This is a genomic window from Leminorella richardii (assembly GCF_900478135.1).
GTDB classification, from domain to species: Bacteria; Pseudomonadota; Gammaproteobacteria; order Enterobacterales; family Enterobacteriaceae; genus Leminorella; species Leminorella richardii.
The window spans coordinates 2,132,920-2,152,161 of sequence record NZ_LS483470.1 but is presented as its reverse complement, the minus strand read 5'-3'; the positions used below and the strand labels follow the sequence as shown (position 1 = coordinate 2,152,161).

Genomic DNA, 19,242 nt, shown 5'->3' with positions numbered 1-19,242 from the left:
GCTAACATGCCAGCCTCATAGCCATAGTTATTAGTAATGATATTGGAAATAATGCTTAGGGAGAGCACTGATGTTTAAAAAAATCGCACTTATCCTGCCGCTTGTTGTTTCACCCGCAGTGATGGCAGGAAACAGCTATGAAGGCAAAGACCACTGCCAGATCAAGAAAGAAAAAATCGCTGAACAGATAGAGTACGCGAAGAAGTACAATAATCCTCACCGCCTAGCTGGATTGGAGCGCGCCCTGCGAAACGTCGAAGCAAACTGCACTAACGGTAGCTACCGTGCAGACCTCGAAGAAAAAGTGGCGAATAAAGAACGTAAAGTCGCTGAACGCCGAGCTGAACTAGCGAAGGCTGAGTCAACGGGCAAGCAGAAAAAGATTGCTCAGAAAACCCGTAAGCTTGAAGAGGCCCAGGCAGAGCTGGATGAAGCGCTGAGCCTACTGTAAATAAAAAGCCCCGCAAGGCAAACGGGGCGAATAGACTGTCGAGCTCTTGTTATCAACCCTGTCTGGCGACAGGGTTTTTTTATGGCATGAAACGTAAACCGGCTAGCGCTTGGCCGCAGCCAGAGCCTCGTCCAGCGTTGAATAAAATGAGAGGCGACCGGCAACGGGCTTGATTTTTGCTCTGGCCAGCGTCTTCAGCGGCTGATATTGAATATCACAGTTAATCACTTCAACGCCCTCTGGCAGCGTATCGATAAATCTCTGTAGCGCGCTGAGGCCACCGGCATCCAAGACCGGTACAGCATCCCACTGCAATACGATGACGGTTTTGCCGGTTATGCGATGAGTGAGCTCATTAAAAATGCGTTCCGCAGCGGCAAAGAACAGAGGGCCGCTGATTCGCAGGGCTAGACAGCTGTCGCTATCGTTACTGCTATTGGCAATGTCTGTGAGCCGAGTCATGCGGGCAATACGCCGCATAAACAGCAGCGAAGCCAGCACAATCCCTACCGTAATGGCAATCACCATATCGAACAGCACTGTAAGCGACATACACAGCAGCATCACAATGATGTCGTCTTTTGGCGCCCGCCGGAGGATATCAACCACTTTGTGCGCCTCGCTCATGTTCCAAGCCACTAAAAGCAGCAGGGACGACATGGCGGCCAGCGGTAAGTAAGAGAGCGCGGGTGCCAGTACCAGTAACGCCAGAATAACCAGTATAGAGTGAATAATTGCCGAGACTGGGGATGTTGCACCTGCGCGCACGTTAGCCGCAGAGCGGGCAATTGCCGCTGTTGCCGTAATGCCACCGAAGAACGGTGCGGCAAGGTTGCCTAGCCCCTGACCGAGAAGTTCACTGTTAGAATGGTGCTTTCTGCCGGTCATGCCGTCGAGCACTACGGCACAGAGCAGTGACTCAATAGCGCCAAGCATTGCCATAGAGAAGGCTGCAGGCAGCAGGGCAGAAATTGTTGACCAGTTTAAAACAAAAGGCTGACCGGACGCGTCGGGGAAGTTCCAGGGCAGTACGAACTGGGGAAGAATAGGGGGAATGCCCTGCCCAGAGCTGCCGTCCGGCATCAGGTAGTGAAACTTGGAACCGATAGTTGCTACAGAATAGCCCGCCCATGAAAGCGCCGCCATAACAGCAGTACCGGCCAAAAGGGCGGGAAGGTGCCCCGGAAGCCGCAGACCGAGGCGAGGCCAGAGGATCAGAACTGCCAGCGTCACGCTGGCAATAAGCGTATCTGCCCAACTGATAGTGGGGAGCGCGTTGGCAAGAGCGGCAACTTTATCTATATAGTGCTCAGGAACGTCTACCGTTAGCCCGAAGAAGTCTTTAATTTGCATCGTGGCGATGGTGATACCGATACCGGACGTAAAGCCCAGCGTGACAGAAATCGGAATATATTCAATCAGACGACCAACGCGCGCCAAGCCCATCAGGATCAGAAAAACGCCCGACATCAGAGTGGCGATAAGCAGCCCTGAGAGGCCAAACTGCTGGGAAACAGGATAAAGAATAACGACAAAGGCAGCTGTAGGCCCCGAGACGCTAAAGCGAGAACCGCCAGTGACGGCAATAACGATCCCAGCAACGGCGGAAGTATAGAGGCCATACTGCGGCGGAACGCCGCTGGCAATAGCCAATGCCATTGCGAGGGGAATAGCGATAATGCCGACGGTAATACCGGCAATAACGTCTTTTAAAAAACGTTGAACTGTATAGGGATCGCGCCAGCAGGCGTCAATGATTGCACTAAACGGTCGAACGCCGTTCACTCCATGCGTTTTCATGTGGGAATAACCTAACCATCTCATAAAATAAAAAATGGCGGGACTCAGAATCGATCGAAATAGACTCTTTATCACCCGTCGTAATTTCACCCCGATACCATACTCTCTTTAATAGTTTATTGCATGGTGATATATCAATTTATTCTTGAATCTCCTGTCAGAGCGGCCTTGCCAGCCTTGGTTGGGGAAACGATTTCATAAGGGATAAGATAACTCACCGTTTTAACATTTTTTAAAAGGTGTATTTAAAAGAAAATTCTGATGGTTTGATAAAAGCCTTCAGGAAATAAAGCACTAATTCTTTCGTATAAATGTCGCAGCGTTTTGAATCTATTTAAATACGATAACGTCTATTTAACTTACTGCTTTTTAATTTCACTTAGAGAAAGTAGATGGGCGACAGTGTGCTTTTAAATATATTGCCAAGCGCGTACTAGTGAATCGCTCTAGAGCGGTGCAGAGCGGGAAAACAGGTTGAACTTGATGGGCTAACGATCGTAAGAGAGCAAAGAAAACAGCGGCGATCGACGGATCGCCGCAGGGGAACTATTTGACTTCAGCAGGCGTAACGGCCACTTCAGCGGACCAGACGCGGTAGCGAACTTCGACGTCTTTAGGGGTATAGACGACGATAGGCAGCTTGCTGTTATAGCGCACCAGATCGTTTTGCAGTGGAAGAGTGACAAAGGCTTTGCTCTTTTCCCCGCCCGGGCAGGCCATCATGGTTGCCGCAGGGCCCTTGATCTCGTTGACAACGTAATAGTTGTATCCCCATCCCTTGAGGTCTTTTGACTCAAGCTTGCCGCCAAGCATGTGGCGATTGCAGTCAACGTCCATTTCTTTACCGATTAACAGCTCAACCTTCAGGCTGTCTTCATTTTTCATTTCTGGAAGAAAAATAGCGTAGCGGGTCTGACCTTTCTCCGCGTCAGGGTAAGGCGCAACTTCGCTCAGCGCGGGCGTTTTTGACGCCGCAAGGGCCAAGGGGCTGGCGATGCTTAACATCAGGGCGATGGCCGGAAGTCGTTTATTCATCTCTTCTTTCCTTTTACGGGTAGATAACGACCGTTATTATAGGTGGATAAAGCGTTGGATTCCACGTGGCGTTGTTCAGGTCGTGTAAAGGTTGGCGCATAAAAGCGTAAAATAGGGAGAGAAGACAGAAGAGGAGAAACGATTCTTCCGCTCTTTTTTATCTCGTCAAACCATCCGATAGAGCATCATTACTGCACTGACAACAATAAACCCAAAGGTGAGGCGCTGAAAAGCCTGCTCTGATACCGTGCGCAGCAAATAGCGCGCCAGCGGGAGGCTAAGAATAGAGCCTGCGCTGAGAAGCAGCGCCAGCCTGACGTCAGTATATCCCCCTTGTCCATAGGCAAAGGCTGACGCGCCGGAAAGCAGCATGGTCACAAAAACGGAGGTGCCAATGGCATGCTTGATGTTCATATTGGCGTACTTCATTAGAAGGGGGAGCATAACCACACCGCCGCCAACGCCGGTCGCGCCAATCGTTATACCTGCACAGGTACCGGGCACGATAAAGGCGGCCAAACTTCGCTTTTGGTTTACATTTTGCGCCGCAACCCTGTCAGGGTGAAACATTCGGGTGCAAAAGATAAACAGAGAAAGGGCTATCGCGATAACGACCAGTCCGTTAATTCCCCACTGCACGCGGTCATGCCACCCATCAACGCTGGACAAAAGAGTAATGCCATAGCTTGCCAGCAGAGTGCTTGGCAGCATGATGAATAGAACGATTAGTGAAAGCTTTATCGGAATATTTCCCAGCCGAAAGTGCATCCAGCTGGAAGAGAGCTTCATCAGCATTGACATCAGGTTGGCGGTCGCCACGGCGCTTAGGGCATCCATACCGAACATCCAGGTTAGAACCGGTAAAATGAGAATACCGCCGCCAACGCCGGTCGTGCTGATTATCAAGCCTAGCACTGCTCCAGTAAGCAGTTGGGTTAACAGTGTTAGAGTTATCACCACGGCAGATGCCTCATCCTGCATGAGAGCAGCTCTGTTTGGCTTGAACGGGCTTGATGAAAGAGCATGTCTATTGCTAACGCCTGAATGTGGAGGGCTTCTATGAGTGCATTATCCTTATTTATCCTGCCAGAAGAAAGGTGTGTGCATCACAACGCCAGCCTTGGCGCACTATTCGCAAAACGCTATAGTGGCTCCTTATTACGAAACGTAGTTTTACGAATTCAGTGTATTCATAGCGCATTCAGGCAGGAAGGGACGATGAAGATAGAGGTTGCTGTAGTTGACTATACCAATGAGAAACAGGCTCACGATCTAGTGGAGTTGCTGGACGGCTATGCCAGAGACCCTATGGGAGGTGGAGAGGCTTTGGAGACTGAAAACAAGACTCGCCTTGTGGCAGAGTTATCCAAGCTACCCCATGCCTTTAGCGTGATTGCCTATGCCGATGGAAAGGCGGCAGGGCTCGTCAACTGCTTTCTGGGATTCTCAACCTTTGCTGCACGCCCGCTGGTCAACATTCACGACGTGGCGGTAAGTTCAGACTTCCGCGGTCAGGGGATTGCTCAGCACATGCTGAACAAAGTTGAGGAGATAGCCAAAGAAAAGGGCTGCTGCAAGATGACTTTGGAAGTGCTACAGGGCAATCTTACCGCACAAAGCAGCTATCGAAAATTTGGCTTTAGCGGCTATGAGCTGGATCCGGAAATGGGGCAGGCGGTCTTTTGGCAGAAGAAGCTCGCCGAGTGACGCAACAGCGCCACCGGCGCGGGTAACTAAACCCAGAAAATCAGTGCCAGCAGCTGCGGTGACATAATGCGAAGGAACATAGCTAAAGGATAAACCGTCGCATAAGAGAGCGCAGCAGCACCGCTGGTTGGATGCATACCGTTGGCGAAAGCCAGTGCCGGTGGATCGGTCATTGAGCCAGCCAGCAGTCCGCAGAGGATAAGATAGTTCATTTTGGTTACAGCGTAGGCGACTATCCCGACGACCAGCAGCGGTACAATGGTAATCAGAATACCGTATCCCATCCACGTGACACCGTCACCATTAAGTAACGTATCAATAAAGCTTGCGCCCGACTTAAAGCCGACAACGGATAGAAACAACACGATACCCAACTCCCGCAGCGCCAGGTTTGCGCTTGGCGGCATAAACCAGTGCATTTTACCCAGCGTGCCGATGCGCCCTAAGATTAACGCGACGACCAGCGGCCCGCCCGCCAATCCCAGACGGAGTGCGGCGGGGAAGCCGGGAATATACAGAGGAATTGAGCCGAGCAGCACACCCAGCGCAATGCCAATAAAGACCGGCAGCATCTGTACCTGCTGAAGCCTCTGCTGGGCGTTACCGACTAAATCAGCGACAGTGTCGATCGCCTCTGGTTTTCCTACCAGATTAAGAATATCGCCAAAATGTAGAGAAAGGCTTCTGTTCGCCACAAGCTCTACCCCTGCACGGTTTAGTCGAGTGATAACGACGTCGTGGCGATGGAGGTTAAGCTCTGCAATCTTTTTTCCCATGACTTTTTCACTGGTCACCACCACGCGAGCCATTTTCAGATCTCGGGTGCGAGTGGATAACGCAACGTCGACCTCTGTGCCAATCAGCAGCTTGGCCTGATTGAGCAACTGGCGATCGCCAACCAGATGAAGAAGGTCTCCCAGTTCGACGAGCGTCGTAGAGGACGGCACCATTAGCAGGTTTCCCCGCTTTAGTCGTGAACAAACGACGCCTTCTTCTTTAACGATGGGGATATCCTGCAGCTGCAGGCCAACAAGGTTAGTATTGCAAACCTGAATGTTCATGGTTTGCAAATTATCCGCTTCGGCACCGGAAAGCCTATCGAACGCTTTAGCCTCTTTATCAATATTGACGCGAAACAGCAGGCGGATCGTCCACATGGCGAGCAGGATACCGCAGATGCCGAACGGGTAGGCCATGGCGTAGGCCATTCCCATTTGATTTACCAGTTCGGCGGGTGCGCTCAGGTCGGACAGAACCTGTTGCCCGGCGCCGAGAGACGGCGTATTGGTAACGGCGCCAGAGAAGATGCCCAGAATGATCGGCAGGGGAATATCGAAAGCTTTGTGCAGCGCGGCTGTGACTAACCCGCTCAGAATAATCATCAGGCAGGCAAACGCATTAAGCTTCATGCCTGAGCGGCGCAAAGAGGAAAAAAATCCGGGGCCAACCTGAATACCAATGGAATACACGAAGAGGATCAGGCCAAATTCCTGGATAAAGTGAAGCATGTTTGCATCCAGTGAAATCTGGTAGACGTGGCTGAAGTGACCGACGAGTATTCCACCAAACAGCACGCCCCCAATCCCCAGTCCTACGCCGCGTATTTTCCAGTTACCGATCCATAAACCAAGAACGGCGACTAGCGCTAGAAGGCTTACGGTTAATGCCACGTCACTCATTGTTTCTATCCCGTTTTGCTGAAAACCTGCTGGTGCTGTTTAACCAGCTGCTGTTCAACGACTTTCTTGTATCGATACTGATGAGTTCGCCTATCATAAAGAAAGCGCATATTAAAATTGTGATACCTTCGGCGAAATGAAGGCATTACGGCGGAGGAACGTTGATTTAAATCATGAGATGAAGCGGTTCAGCAATCTACAAGAGAGGCAATAAGAGAAGGAAGGGGGAAAAGAGTGCGCGGCAGTATGTTCAGATTGACTGCCGCAAACGGCGAGCGGGCTTCGCTCTAAGAGTAAAAGGCGATTCGGACGATTTTATAGACGCCGTCTACTTTCTCTATTACCAGATTATAGCCAAGGTCACTGTTCTCATGCTCTATCACATAGCCGTCTGGTGATGCGGCGTCCATAACGTCATTCTGAGGATCGGGATCGCCGGGGCGATAGCGATTGTTTTTGATAAGCTCAACCATTTCTCGATCGAAAAGCTCTTCATAGTGGGCGATAAACTCTTCTTCATTTTGAAAAATGACCGGGGAGTGTTCATAGTCACTGAACGGGAAAAGCATCATTTTTGCAACAGCGTGTCTGTCGCCGTTTTGAACGGCGAGCTGGAGGTCTTGCCAAAAGACGACAAAGCTATCGTGCCCATCAAAGTGGTACGCACTGGCGCCGCTTTCGGTAGAGTTTTCCGCGTGAGCGGGTGCCTGCATGAACAGAACAAGCGCCATGACTACCGCTGTCATCATCTCTTTCATTGTCGTTATGCTGTTTGGTCGGTTTTTTGTGTAAGGAAAGTCTAAGTATAAAATAAGAAGCCACTCTTCTTCGCATAGAATGAAGCAATTCGGTGGTAGATATCACAAATTCTTTGATCGTCCGCAAGCCTATGGCTAATTTTTACCCGCTATCAATGACCTATGATTCGCTGGGGAAACGCGTTAACCGGTGATTCTGACCAACGTGGCATACATGAGTATCCAATGAAAATGCTTCTTATAATTCACAGCCTCACCCTGAGCTTTTTTACAACTTATTGGGTTTTTAAAAATTGATAATAAAAACACATTGAGTAAAATCTAATGTGATTAGTTAGCGTGCTTATAAATAGAGTAATTAGCTGTTACATTTTTAAACTATTTTTTGATTTTCTTCGTTCGAGTGTCGCAGCGAGGTTGTGGGAAGAGGGCTGCCAATTCACTGACGAATTATTGCAGTATATATAAATGTTGAATTATTTTTATTGCAATTCTATCAATTGGTTGCAGTTGTCCTCTCTGGTCAGAAGAGGGTCGAGCATAGAGTGTTCTCTACTTTTAACATCATCTTTCTCGATCGATTTGATTTATTTAATCTGTGCTTTCTATTAAAATGCGTGTTTTATAAGGAAGGAACAATTTGTTGTTTGTAATCGTTCATATTACATTCAACATGCTCGAAGATTATTATTATTCAATACCTATTATTTTCGATTTTAATTTAATTTTAATGATAATTGCCAAAGAATGGCACTCTTTCATCTGTGGGGTTTTTTATTTTAGCTCAAGGTTTTAGGTTAAAGCCTAAAGGAATTGTTGTTGTTATCGTGTAGTTGAAAGGAATGTTATGGACATGAATCTGCACAATAGGGAATTTCAGGGAACTCGTCTCTCTCAATTTTCCAAACGTTCTCTCCAGTGCCAGCTGGCGGTTGCAGGGCTTCTTAGCCTGAGTGCGGTCGCTTTTCTACAGCCTGCGCAGGCAGCCGATCTCGGTAGTCAAAGTGGAGCAAATATCACCGTTAATAACGGGGACAAAATCATTGCTGATACTGCCGACAGCGGCGGTGGTCTCTACGGCGTTCTGAATCCCTATAACAATACGGGAACTGTCAACTTGGGCAGCGGCGTTTCTGTCAGCGTGACGGATCCGACTCACTATGCCAAAGGCATTGTTATTCAGGGGGCAAACAGCATTCTTACTGCCACCGGGCTGAACGTAGAAGTGCTTGGAAAAAGCGCGGTTGGGATAGATCTCAACAATAACAAAATCAAGGCAGACTTGGGCTCAGGCAGTGTCATTAAAGTTGAAGGAACGGGCACCGGCTTAGCGACAGGCATTGATTTAGGTAACGCCTCAACGCTATTAGCCGATCGTTTGACCATTGAAACCAAGGGCAGTAGCGCTATCGGCCTGCGAGTTGATGACTACGGCTCTACTGCAGACTTGGGCAGCGGCAGTAAAATCACTACTGACGGCAGTCAGGCCTTTGGCGTATATGTTGCTGGCCTGAACGGCGTTGCTGCTAACGGTGTGGCAAAATTTACTGCGACCGACTTGACGATTGAGACCAAGGGCATTAACTCATACGGTATCGACATTCAGAAAAATACTGAGGTTGATCTGGGTACTGGAAGCAAAATCACGACCGAAGGCAGTGGTTCTACAGGTATCTGGAGCTTTGGCAAAATTAAGGCAAACGCGCTAACAATAGACGTTCATGGCAATAGCGCCAACGGTCTTGAGATACGCGAAGGAACAGCAGATATCGGTGCCGGCAGCTCAGTTTCTGCGGCTCTGGGTGGTGCGCTGGTCACCAATGGGAACAGTGCAACCATCAACTATATTGGGACAGCGAGCAACCGTAATAAGGTTTCTGCTGGAGGCTCTTACGGCGCATCAGCCCAGTTTACCGGTGCAAAAATCAATCTGAAGAATACTGATATTGCTATCGACCGCGGCGGTTCACTGGCGCTAGGCATGTGGGCTCTTGGCGGCGGTGTGATGACCGGTGAAAACCTGACTATTACCGGCGGTGCAGGAACGCGCGGCGTTTATGCGATGACTAATAGTCAAATCGATCTGACGGGCGATTTGACGGTGAATATGGCGACAGCTAATGAGATTGCCATTGCGACCCAGCACAATGACGGATACGCCGCCAGCCGAATTAACGCAACGGGCAAAATGCTGATTAACGGCGCTGTGTGGTCAAAGGGCGGATTGATTAATTTAGACATGGCCTCCGGCTCTTTATGGACAGGGGACGCCTACAGCGACAACGTTAACGGCGGGCTGTTAAACGTCACCATGAACAATGGTCGTTGGAACGTAACGGACAACTCCAATCTGGATAAGCTGGTGTTGAACAATACTACTGTCGACCTGTCTCAGGCACTGACTCCTGCCGACTATTCAACGCTGAGCGTTGCTGAGCTGAGCGGTAACGGTACCTTCATTCTACGTACCGATATCGTTGGTGACGGCGATGGGGTAAACAATATTGGCGACAAGCTGGTGGTAACCGGTACAAGCGCCGGTAGCCATCTGTTAACCATTATGAACCGCGGCAGCCTAGCGACAACCGGTAATGAAGTTCTGACGGTAGTCGAAACCGCCGACGGTGCAGCGACGTTCTCTGCTACCTCAGAAGTAGAGTTGGGCGGCTATCTGTATAACGTGCGTAAGAACGGTAACGACTGGGAGCTTTATTCCTCTGGCATCTATGTGCCACCGGTAACGCCAGATCCGGATCCAGAACCGAATCCAGACCCCGATCCGAATCCTAATCCAGGCGGGAAGCCCAAGCCGCCTATTACCAGTACGGCTGACGCCGGTGGTAACTTCCTCAACGTCGGCTACCTGCTGAACTACGCGGAAATGCAGACGCTGATGCAGCGCATGGGCGATCTGCGCCAGAGCAGCGAGCAGGGCAACGCTTGGATCAGAGGGTTCGGCGGTAAATTTGACTCCTTCTCAGGCGGCAAATTGAGTGGGTTCGACATGAGCTATAGCGGCACTCAACTCGGTTTTGATAAGCGTATTACCCCCGAGACACCGCTGTATATCGGTACTTTTATGGGCATGACGCGCGGTTCGCCGGACTATCGTCACGGAGACGGTACGGTTCAGTCGCACCATCTGGGACTGTACGCGACCTATATGGCCGACAGCGGCTTCTACGTGGACAGCATCGCTAAGCTGTCTCGCCTGAAGAACAAGTTCAGCGTTCTTGACAGCCAGAACAACGGCGTGAGCGGAAACGGTAGTTCAACAGGAGTTAGCGCTTCACTGGAAGTTGGGCAGAAGTTCAGCCTGAATCAGCCGGGCAACGGCTTCTACATTGAGCCGCAGGCGCAGTTTACCTATGGCTATCAGGATGCGGCACACGTTAACGCCAGTAACGGTCTGAAAATCGACCTTGGCAGCTACAGCTCGATGATGGGCCGCGCCAGTGCGCTGTTCGGCTATGAGACAACAGCGGGCAATAGCCAGGTTAACGTTTACCTGAAAACCGGTCTGGTCAGGGAGTTTGACGGTGATACCAGCTACCGTCTGAACGGTTCTAAAGAGAAGCACAGCTTCAAAGGTAACTGGTGGAATAACGGTCTTGGCGTCAGTGCACAGATCAACAAGGCCCACACCCTCTATCTGGAAGTGGACAGTTCAACCGGCAACCGGTTCGATCAGCGCCAAGTCAACGGTGGCTATCGCTTTAGCTTCTAAACAACTACTAGCATTTCGCTGACTTAAAACGGACGGTTAATCACCGTCCGTTTTTTTGCGTCAACGCTGGCAAACGATGTTGTAAATCCCGCCAAATAGCCCTGTCTTTACTGCAAGATCTCTCTGCTTTTTAAGCGCTTTTTTCCACCCGATTGGAAACAGGAGGCGATAACGCAGATGCCGTGAGAGAACGGTCACAGATTGGAGATATCGATGTTTTTTTCATCGCTGCGACAGTGGTAGAAATAGCTTCTAATATAAAAGAATGGATTCCAATATAATGGAAAATAACAAAAAATCGAAAGTTCCGGCGCTGTCCAGAGCGATTGACATTCTTAACTTCGTAGCAGAAAACGGGCACTGTTTTATTACCGACGTGGCAGTAAGCCTGATGCTGCCAAAAAGCTCTCTTTACCTAATGATCGACGAGCTAAAGCGTCTGCGTCTGTTGGCGCAAAGCGATGACGGTAGCCTGCGGCTAGGGCTGAAGCTGATGGAGCTAGGCAGCCGCTCGGTGGAGCAGCTCGACCTGAGAAAAATCGCTAAAGATCATCTTACCCGCCTGATGCTGGATACCGGTCTGGTATGCCATCTTGGGATCCTTGACGGTGACGACCCCATCTATTTACTCAAAATTGACTCTCAGAGCACTATTCAGGTGCGCTCTTGGGAGGGCAAGAGAGTCTCTCTCTACAGTTCGGCGCTGGGCAAGTGCCTGCTGGCGTGGATAAGCCCTCAGCGCCAAAGAGAGCTGATGTCAGCTATCGAATTTAAGGTGATGACGCCCTATACCCTTTCCTGTGAAGAGGATCTGATCCGCGAGCTGACTCTGATTAAGCAGCGTGGCTGGAGTTTCGACAATCAGGAAGATTTGCTGAATATACAGTGTATTTCAGCTCCGGTATTTGACTCATCAAACAGGCTGGTTGCCGCTATTTCTGCGGTAGGAACTACGCTGCAGGTTAATGAAAGCAATCTGCAGGCGCTGGCGGAAAGAGTGATGCACGCCGCCGCGCTGATTTCCAGAGAAATGGGGTGCGAAATGCAGCCCAGAGTATCGTTACACGTTAATAAAGAGAAGGAGTGAAACACGCATGATTCGACCCTTAGGTATCTACAGCGCCATGTTGACGCCGTGGAAGAACGGGCAGCCCGACTTAGACGAGCTGAGAAAGATCGTCGACTTTCAGATTGACGCCGGGCTTAGCGGGCTATTTCCGGTCAGCTCTGTCGGTGAGTCTGGGCTGATGTCGTTTGAACAAAAGTGCTCGCTGATGGAAACCGTTATTCATCAGGCTGCCGGGCGCGTTCCCGTCTGGTGCGGCATTCCCTCTAGCTGTGCACAGGAGAGCATTGCGCTGGGGAAATTTGCCAAAGAGCAGGGAGCTACGGGGCTGGTGCTGATGCCGCCGACGTTCTATCGCCACGCGCCGGACGTTATTGTCGCGACGATGAAAGCCATTATTGAGAGCACGACGCTGCCCGTCAGCCTTTACAACATCCCGTTCTTTGCCGACGCCCTGACGCCAGCGATGGTTGCCGAGCTGGCCCGTTTACCGAACGTAGTAGGCATTAAAGACTCCGGCGGTAACGCTGTGGAGTTTATGCAGATGCTTTCACTGTGCAAGGAGGCCGATCCGCAGTTTTGTGTCCTGACGGGCAGAGAGGAGTTTCTTTACCCTTCACTGAAAGCGGGTGGAAAAGGCTGCATGACGGCGACGTCAGGCGTGCTGCCGGAAGTGATGGTCAAAATTTACCAGTTGACTCAGGCCGGGCGTGACGAAGAGGCGCTGGCACTACAAATGGCTGCACTGCCGGTCATGATGATGATGGCTTCACTGCCTTTCCCGATGGGCTACAAGCTCGGAATGGAAATAAGAGGATTCAGTATGGGGGAATCACCGTTCCCGCAGATTGATGCAGTAAAAGAGAAGGCTAACTCCATAAAAAACAAACTAGAGAAAGCCTTGCAACAACTTCTAACGATTGCCAACTAAGCGAAACAGAGGATAACCATGAAACTACCTAAAATCAAACAGGTCAGAGCGTATTTTATGGGGGGCGCAACCGCCAAGAAAGGGGCGGGCGGCGCAGACTACCACGATCAGGGCAATAGCCACTGGATTGACGACCACATCGCTACGCCGATGAGCAAGTACAAAGAGTACGAGCAGTCTCGCCAGTCTTTCGGCATTAACGTGCTGGGAACGCTGATTGTTGAGGTTGAGGCAGATAACGGCGTGAAGGGCTTTGCTGTATCGACCGGCGGGGAAATGGGCTGCTTTATCGTTGAAAAGCACCTTAACCGTTTTATTGAAGGCAAATGCGTTTCTGATATTAAGCTTATCCACGATCAGATGATGAACGGCACTATGTACTATTCCGGTTCCGGTGGTTTGGTGATGAACACCATTTCCTGTGTCGATCTGGCGCTGTGGGATCTGTTTGGTAAAGTGGTCGACCTGCCGGTATACAAGCTGCTAGGCGGCGCTGTTCGCGATGAAATTCAGTTTTACGCCACCGGCGCGCGTCCGGATCTGGCAAAAGGCATGGGCTTTATCGGCGGTAAAATGCCAACCCATTGGGGGCCGCACGACGGTGATGCGGGTATCCGTAAGGATGCGGCAATGGTCGCCGACATGCGTGAAAAGTGCGGCCCAGACTTCTGGCTGATGCTCGATTGCTGGATGAGCCAGGACGTCAACTACGCGACCAAGCTGGCTCACGCCTGCGCGCCTTACAACCTCAAGTGGATCGAAGAGTGTTTACCGCCTCAGCAGTATGAAGGCTACGCTGAGCTGAAGCGCAATGCACCTCCGGGAATGATGGTGACGTCTGGCGAGCACCACGGTACTGTGCAGTCGTTCCGCACCCTGTCTGAAACCGGTATTGATATTATGCAGCCAGACGTCGGCTGGTGTGGCGGCCTGACAACGCTGCTGGAAATCGCGGCTATCGCTAAATCCCGCGGCCAGCTGGTAGTGCCTCACGGTTCCTCTGTTTATTCTCACCACGCGGTGATCACCTTTACCAATACGCCGTTCAGTGAGTTCCTGATGACTAGCCCAGACTGCTCGACGATGCGTCCTCAGTTTGACCCCGTCCTGCTTGATGAACCTGTACCGGTTAACGGACGCATGCACAAATCCGTGCTGGACAAGCCGGGCTTTGGCGTGGAATTGAACCCTGAGTGCCAGTTAACGCGCCCTTATACGCATTAACACTGCGTCGTGAGTTCATCACGTTAGTTTCATCATAGGAGCCCGCCCGGCGCGGGCTCCATAAAAACGATAAATACGATAAGGATCTAGTCATGACTACGGTTCTCAATACGGCTGTAACTAAAACACGCTGGCGGCTGGTGCCGTTTATGCTGACGTTGTACATTTTAGCGTTTCTCGATCGCGCCAATATCGGCTTTGCCAAAGAGTCCTATCAGTTAGATACCGGCCTGAGTAACGAGGCTTATGCGCTAGGCGCGGGGATTTTCTTCATCGCCTATGCCTGCCTAGGGGCACCGGCTAACCTGCTGATGAAAAAGTTTGGCGCCAGAAAGTGGATTGGATTGACCACTCTGTGCTGGGGTGTACTGTCTTCTGCGATGGCATTTTGTGATACAGAATGGAAGTTTCTGGCAGTTCGTACTCTATTAGGTGCAGCGGAAGCGGGCTTCTTTCCGGGTATGATTTACCTGACCTCTCAGTGGTTCCCACAGCGTACTCGGGGCAGCGTAATGGGGCTTTTCTATATGGGAGCGCCGCTGGCCCTGACGTTAGGCTCTCCGCTGTCTGGGGCGCTGTTGGAAATGCACGGTTTTGGCGGCCATCCCGGTTGGTTCTGGATGTTTATGATTGAAGGCGCGCTGGCTGTGATGGCCGGTGTATGGACCTTCATGTATCTGGACGATAACTTGGAAAACGCGCGCTTTCTGACGCCGGAAGAGCGCCGGGCGCTGATTGACCAAATTTCCAGCGAAGAGTTACAGAAGCAAACTTCACGTCTGATGGATGCGGTGACCAACGTGCAGGTTTGGCACTTGGCCATCATCTATATGTTGATCCAAATCAGCGTCTACGGGCTTATTTTCTTCCTGCCGACACAGGTTGCCGCACTGATTGGCACCAACGTAGGCTTTAAGGCATCGCTGGTTGCCGCAATTCCATGGATTGCCGCCATGTTCGGTACGTACTACATTCCCCGCTATTCTGACAAAACGGGTAATCGTCGCAATCTGGCTGCGCTAACTCTGGCGATAGCCGGGATCGGTATTGGCGTTTCTGCCTTTGCTTCTCCGGTTATTGCTATTATTGCACTGTGCTTTGCCGCAGCGGGCTTTATTGCCGTACAGCCAATCTATTGGACAATGCCAACCGGTATTCTGTCTGGAGTGGCTTTAGCGGCGGGCATCGGATTTGTGAACATGTTTGGCGCCATTGGTGGCTTCTTGGCACCGCTTATCCGCGTGAAGGCTGAAAGCGTGATGAATAATTCGATGGCGGGTCTTCTCACGTTGGCTGTGCTGACTCTTGTGGGCGCGCTGGCTATCATGATGCTGAAGAAGGACATTGTGTCAGAAGGCAAATAGCCTTTATAGATGTGTAAGTTATAGCTTACGGCCTTTCGCTGTTTATCGGCGAGAGGCCGTTTTTACTGCGCGGGCTTTGTCTCCTCGAGAGGAACCGGTGCAGTTTGCAGTGGAGACAGAGAGCAGTGCAGTCGCCAGATAAGCCCCGCCAGCTCTTTGGCAGCCGGATCGTGGTGGCGTGAAAGGGCGTTGCAGATCCTCAGCAGTTCGTTAAGGGAAGCTTCCAGAGAGCGGTGCTGGATGCCTTTCTCCGTCATAATGCCCTTAAGGCATCGAATACACACTTCGCGCACTACGGAAAGCGGGTCAGAACGCGTTTGCCAGTCTCGCAGCCGCCATACGACGTGACTACAGTTGAGCAAAACCACCCCCCAGCGAAGCACCCACAGGCGGGAAATCTCATCTTTACTTTTTATCAGTTGGCTAACGCGATGGTAGACCACGGACTCAAACCATTCTTCGCTTTGCAGGGGGCGGGCGCTGAGCTGATCCATAAAGTCACGCCGCAACGCGCGAATCAAACGGTGGCTTTTAATCTTGTCTGAACTGGGGCGGAGGATTTGAAACGCTAGCCCCGCCAGCAGTACACCCGTCAGCTTGCCGAAGTCGTCATTGATATAGAGGTCAAAATCATAAGACGGCGGGTTGGTTATGGTGAGAAAAGAGCCCATAAAAACGATCAGCTGCCCCCACAAGGATGCGTAGCTTGGGTGCTGAAGCTTGAGCATCTGCATAGTGAGCAAAACGGGAAACAAAAACAGGCAAAACAGCCACAGGTCTGAAATTTGGATCATCAGGGCAAACTTCACCACGAAGCAGCCAATAGACAGCAGAACAACCGCCTTGCTGAGCGTGACGATACTGTTAATGGGAGACGCAGTGGAGGAATAGAGCACACAGCTGATCGCCGCCAGCGTGAGGGCTGAGGCTCCTGCGTCCCATTGGGTGTTAATCCAGTAGGCACAGCCGATAACGATGCATAAAAAAGTGCGCAGGGCGTTATACAGCGCTTCAACGGTGTCGGTATGCTGCGCCAGCGTATTGACTTTTGGGGGCTGAAACGTCGTTTCTGGAGCTGCCTCGTCCAGCTGGCGGAGCCAGCGGCTGGATTGCAAATACATCCAGCAAAAGTGGCGAAGCCGTAGCCAAAAGGCCATATGGCGATAGTCGTTAACGTCAGTGGGGTAGAGATCTTTGAGCACTTTGGCCAAGCGGTATTTGTTGGTGTCCGGCTGGCGCAGCTCATCCAGCAGCCTTTGCAGGCCGTCGGTCAACGCTTCAGGGCGTTCAGGCCAGTTCACCATCATGCGGCGAATGCCGGAAATAATGCCGGTTAGGCGAAGCTGCTGGTGCAGCATATAGTTCAGGATATTGTTGCGGCGCCTTAGGCGATAGTGACTCCAAACCGCCTGAATCCGCAGCACGTTCATCGTCAGGATTTGGCTGATTACCCCTTCATGAGCCGTGCGCATCTGAGGAGAGGTGCCCGCTTGCCACAGCAGCTGTGCGTGCTCAAGCAGCTTGACGTGCATGCGCTTTAGCGAGTCGAGCATGGCGTGACCATCTGAAGTGCTAGGCAGGATCATCATCATCATGGCGCCGCACAGAATGCCGGTCACCACTTCGCAGACTCTCGCTTGCGCTACGTTAAAGATATCCAGCGAGTCGGTGCTGTCGATCAGCGGGAAGGCGATAATGGCGGCGGTATAGCCTGCGAGAGCAAACGCGTACGCGACGTTGTTTTGATAGTGATTAGAAATATAGGTGCACAGTGCCAACCATCCGGCAATAAAAAAGGTAAACAGCCAAGGGTCGTTCAGGCAGGCACCCGCAATAAGCATGGAGGCCAGTGCCCCTAAGAGGCTACCCAGTATGCGACCAATGCTTTTGCTGATAACGCCACCGATAGTGGGAAAACTGACCACGGCGGCAGAGGTCATTGCCCAGTAGGGCTCATCGAGATTTAGCCAGAAGGCGATGCCCAGCGATAGGCACATGGCCAGCGCGTTGCGCAGCGCATAGCGCCACTGGCCAGCAGTAGCTTTTCCCCACGGGGTGTTTTTCCATTCCAGCCAGGCAATGTTCACGGCGATCTTACGGCTGAATAGAAACAGTACAGGTGGTACCGGCAATCAGCAGCGCGTTGTCGGGAACCTGTGTAATCTGGATCCTTACAGGGACGCGCTGCGCTAGACGTACCCAGGGCACGTTGGGCTTAACGTTCATCAGCATGCCGCTTTCCGGATCGACGCTTTGGTCATAAATAGCCCGACCAATGCTTTCAACTTCACCGCTCAGGGCAATACCGCCGCTGTAGAGCGTAATGTTGGCTTTCAATCCGGGGCGAATGTTACCCAGCTTGGTTTCTTCAAAATAGCCCATGACGTAAAACGAATGGGTATCGACCAGCGCCACCAGCGGCGTTCCGGCTGAAGCATAGCTGCCGATCCGCGCCTGAAGGTTGGTGAGGTAGCCGTCGGTTGGCGCATAGATGTTGGTGTGTTCGAGATTCCATTTCGCCTGTTCAAGCGTTGCCTGAGCGGCGCGGTAGTTAGCCTGCATGGCTTCTACTGCGAGATTCGCGTCGTCTAACTCTTCTTTAGAGATGATATTGGCGGCAAGCCCTCGGCGGCGGTTTGCTTCGTGAGTGGCCTTATTCAGATCGGACTGCGCCTTAGCCAGATCGCCTTCTGCTTTATCGACGGCGATTTTGTAGGCGCTTGGGTCAATAGCAAACAGCAGGTCGCCTTTTTTGACGCTCTGATTGTCTTTGGCGTGAATTTGAACCAGCCGGCCTGAAACTTCCGGCGTGACGTTGACGACTTCCGCTCGAATTTTGCCGTCTCGCGTCCAAGGGGACTGCATGTAGTAGTTCCAAAGCCACCAGCCGGAAACGATAGCAATGGCGAAGACGATGACCGTAGAGAAATATTTTAACGTATTATGCTTCATTCTATATGTACCAATGGGTGAGCACCCACAGTGAGCCGCAAACGCAGAGAATAAAAAGGGATAGCGCCATCAGCGTCGGGTGCCAAACCTCCCCAGAATAGAGCCAGTCCCGCAGCAGACGATGAACCAGCAGCCAGAGAATCAAACCAAAGAACAGCGCTTTGAATACGGGAGGAAAATAAAGAGAGGAACCGAAGATCAGGTCTGGTAGTGCAAGGCCCTGATTAAAAAATCCATTGTTCACGTTAGTCAGCCTGTCCACAACAACGCACGATAAAGTTATTTTAAGCGTAAAAGCCGCAAGGTTAAAAGCCATCAGAAGAAGTGAAAAGTCCCCTTTAACATACTCCCCTTAACATAAAATCCGAACCCTTTTTAATGCTGCAGCGACAGATAAATTGTAAATCGGTTTAATAGGATTAACCCAAAATAATCTTTATAAACACATAGCATTGTGACCATGGGCAGAGATATGACGGCGCGCAGTAGGTAATATCTGCTGTTACTTAATAGGTCTATTAGTAGGGATTTATCCCGCCATCAGAGGA

The 19,242-nt window shown here is 51.1% G+C and carries 15 protein-coding genes; 7 read left to right on the top strand and 8 right to left on the bottom strand.

The window, feature by feature from the left end; all coding sequences use genetic code 11:
• The first annotated feature begins 70 nt into the window (after positions 1-70).
• Entirely contained in the window at positions 71-451 is a 381-nt protein-coding gene (locus DQM29_RS09890; RefSeq protein ID WP_145960356.1) for a DUF1090 domain-containing protein, read from the top strand.
• Positions 452-553: 102 nt separating this feature from the next.
• On the opposite strand, the gene dauA is transcribed toward DQM29_RS09890, so the two are convergent.
• The 3 genes from dauA to DQM29_RS09875 form a co-directional block, all read right to left on the bottom strand.
• Complete coding sequence (gene dauA / locus DQM29_RS09885; RefSeq protein ID WP_111740540.1) at positions 554-2,251, bottom strand: C4-dicarboxylic acid transporter DauA; 1,698 nt, start codon at positions 2,249-2,251, stop codon at positions 554-556.
• 546 nt (positions 2,252-2,797) lie between these two features.
• Positions 2,798-3,286: a serine protease inhibitor ecotin gene (eco, locus tag DQM29_RS09880; RefSeq protein WP_111740539.1), complete on the bottom strand. Its 489-nt coding sequence runs from the start codon at positions 3,284-3,286 to the stop codon at positions 2,798-2,800.
• A gap of 165 nt (positions 3,287-3,451) precedes the next feature.
• The gene (locus DQM29_RS09875) at positions 3,452-4,246 is read right to left on the bottom strand and encodes a sulfite exporter TauE/SafE family protein (RefSeq protein ID WP_241966738.1); all 795 of its coding nucleotides are present in this window, start codon (positions 4,244-4,246) and stop codon (positions 3,452-3,454) included.
• A 258-nt stretch (positions 4,247-4,504) separates the two neighbouring features.
• Here DQM29_RS09875 and DQM29_RS09870 point away from each other — a divergent pair, with 258 nt between their 5' ends.
• Positions 4,505-4,993 carry a GNAT family N-acetyltransferase gene (locus tag DQM29_RS09870; RefSeq protein WP_111740537.1) on the top strand — a complete coding sequence of 163 codons (489 nt, stop codon included), beginning with the start codon at positions 4,505-4,507 and terminating at the stop codon, positions 4,991-4,993.
• 26 nt (positions 4,994-5,019) lie between these two features.
• Here the strand turns inward: DQM29_RS09870 and DQM29_RS09865 are convergent, their stop codons facing one another.
• Together DQM29_RS09865 and DQM29_RS09860 are read right to left on the bottom strand one after the other, a co-directional pair.
• Positions 5,020-6,672: a putative transporter gene (locus DQM29_RS09865; protein ID WP_111740536.1), complete on the bottom strand. Its 1,653-nt coding sequence runs from the start codon at positions 6,670-6,672 to the stop codon at positions 5,020-5,022.
• Between the two features lie 287 nt (positions 6,673-6,959).
• Positions 6,960-7,430 carry a hypothetical protein gene (locus DQM29_RS09860; protein WP_111740535.1) on the bottom strand — a complete coding sequence of 157 codons (471 nt, stop codon included), beginning with the start codon at positions 7,428-7,430 and terminating at the stop codon, positions 6,960-6,962.
• A gap of 847 nt (positions 7,431-8,277) precedes the next feature.
• Between DQM29_RS09860 and DQM29_RS09855 the strand changes: the two genes are divergently transcribed.
• From DQM29_RS09855 to DQM29_RS09835, 5 genes are all read left to right on the top strand, one after another.
• Complete coding sequence (locus DQM29_RS09855) at positions 8,278-11,157, top strand: autotransporter outer membrane beta-barrel domain-containing protein (RefSeq protein WP_111740534.1); 2,880 nt, start codon at positions 8,278-8,280, stop codon at positions 11,155-11,157.
• Positions 11,158-11,437: 280 nt separating this feature from the next.
• Positions 11,438-12,244, top strand: coding sequence for an IclR family transcriptional regulator (locus tag DQM29_RS09850; protein WP_170126518.1), 807 nt, complete (start codon positions 11,438-11,440; stop codon positions 12,242-12,244).
• 7 nt (positions 12,245-12,251) lie between these two features.
• The gene (locus DQM29_RS09845; RefSeq protein ID WP_111740532.1) at positions 12,252-13,154 is read left to right on the top strand and encodes a dihydrodipicolinate synthase family protein; all 903 of its coding nucleotides are present in this window, start codon (positions 12,252-12,254) and stop codon (positions 13,152-13,154) included.
• An 18-nt stretch (positions 13,155-13,172) separates the two neighbouring features.
• Positions 13,173-14,378 (top strand): L-rhamnonate dehydratase, encoded by a 1,206-nt coding sequence (rhmD, locus tag DQM29_RS09840; RefSeq protein ID WP_111740531.1) that lies wholly within the window; start codon positions 13,173-13,175, stop codon positions 14,376-14,378.
• A 92-nt stretch (positions 14,379-14,470) separates the two neighbouring features.
• Positions 14,471-15,742, top strand: a complete 1,272-nt coding sequence (locus tag DQM29_RS09835) for an MFS transporter (protein WP_111740530.1) — start codon at positions 14,471-14,473, stop codon at positions 15,740-15,742.
• A 62-nt stretch (positions 15,743-15,804) separates the two neighbouring features.
• Here the strand turns inward: DQM29_RS09835 and DQM29_RS09830 are convergent, their stop codons facing one another.
• Genes DQM29_RS09830 through DQM29_RS09820 form a run of 3 tightly spaced genes read right to left on the bottom strand, consistent with a single transcriptional unit; the run spans position 15,805 to position 18,938 of the window.
• Complete coding sequence (locus tag DQM29_RS09830) at positions 15,805-17,829, bottom strand: FUSC family protein (RefSeq protein WP_111740529.1); 2,025 nt, start codon at positions 17,827-17,829, stop codon at positions 15,805-15,807.
• 7 nt (positions 17,830-17,836) lie between these two features.
• Entirely contained in the window at positions 17,837-18,694 is an 858-nt protein-coding gene (locus DQM29_RS09825) for an efflux RND transporter periplasmic adaptor subunit (RefSeq protein ID WP_111740528.1), read from the bottom strand.
• 1 nt (position 18,695) lies between these two features.
• Positions 18,696-18,938, bottom strand: coding sequence for a DUF1656 domain-containing protein (locus tag DQM29_RS09820; protein WP_232054893.1), 243 nt, complete (start codon positions 18,936-18,938; stop codon positions 18,696-18,698).
• Positions 18,939-19,242: the final 304 nt, after the last annotated feature.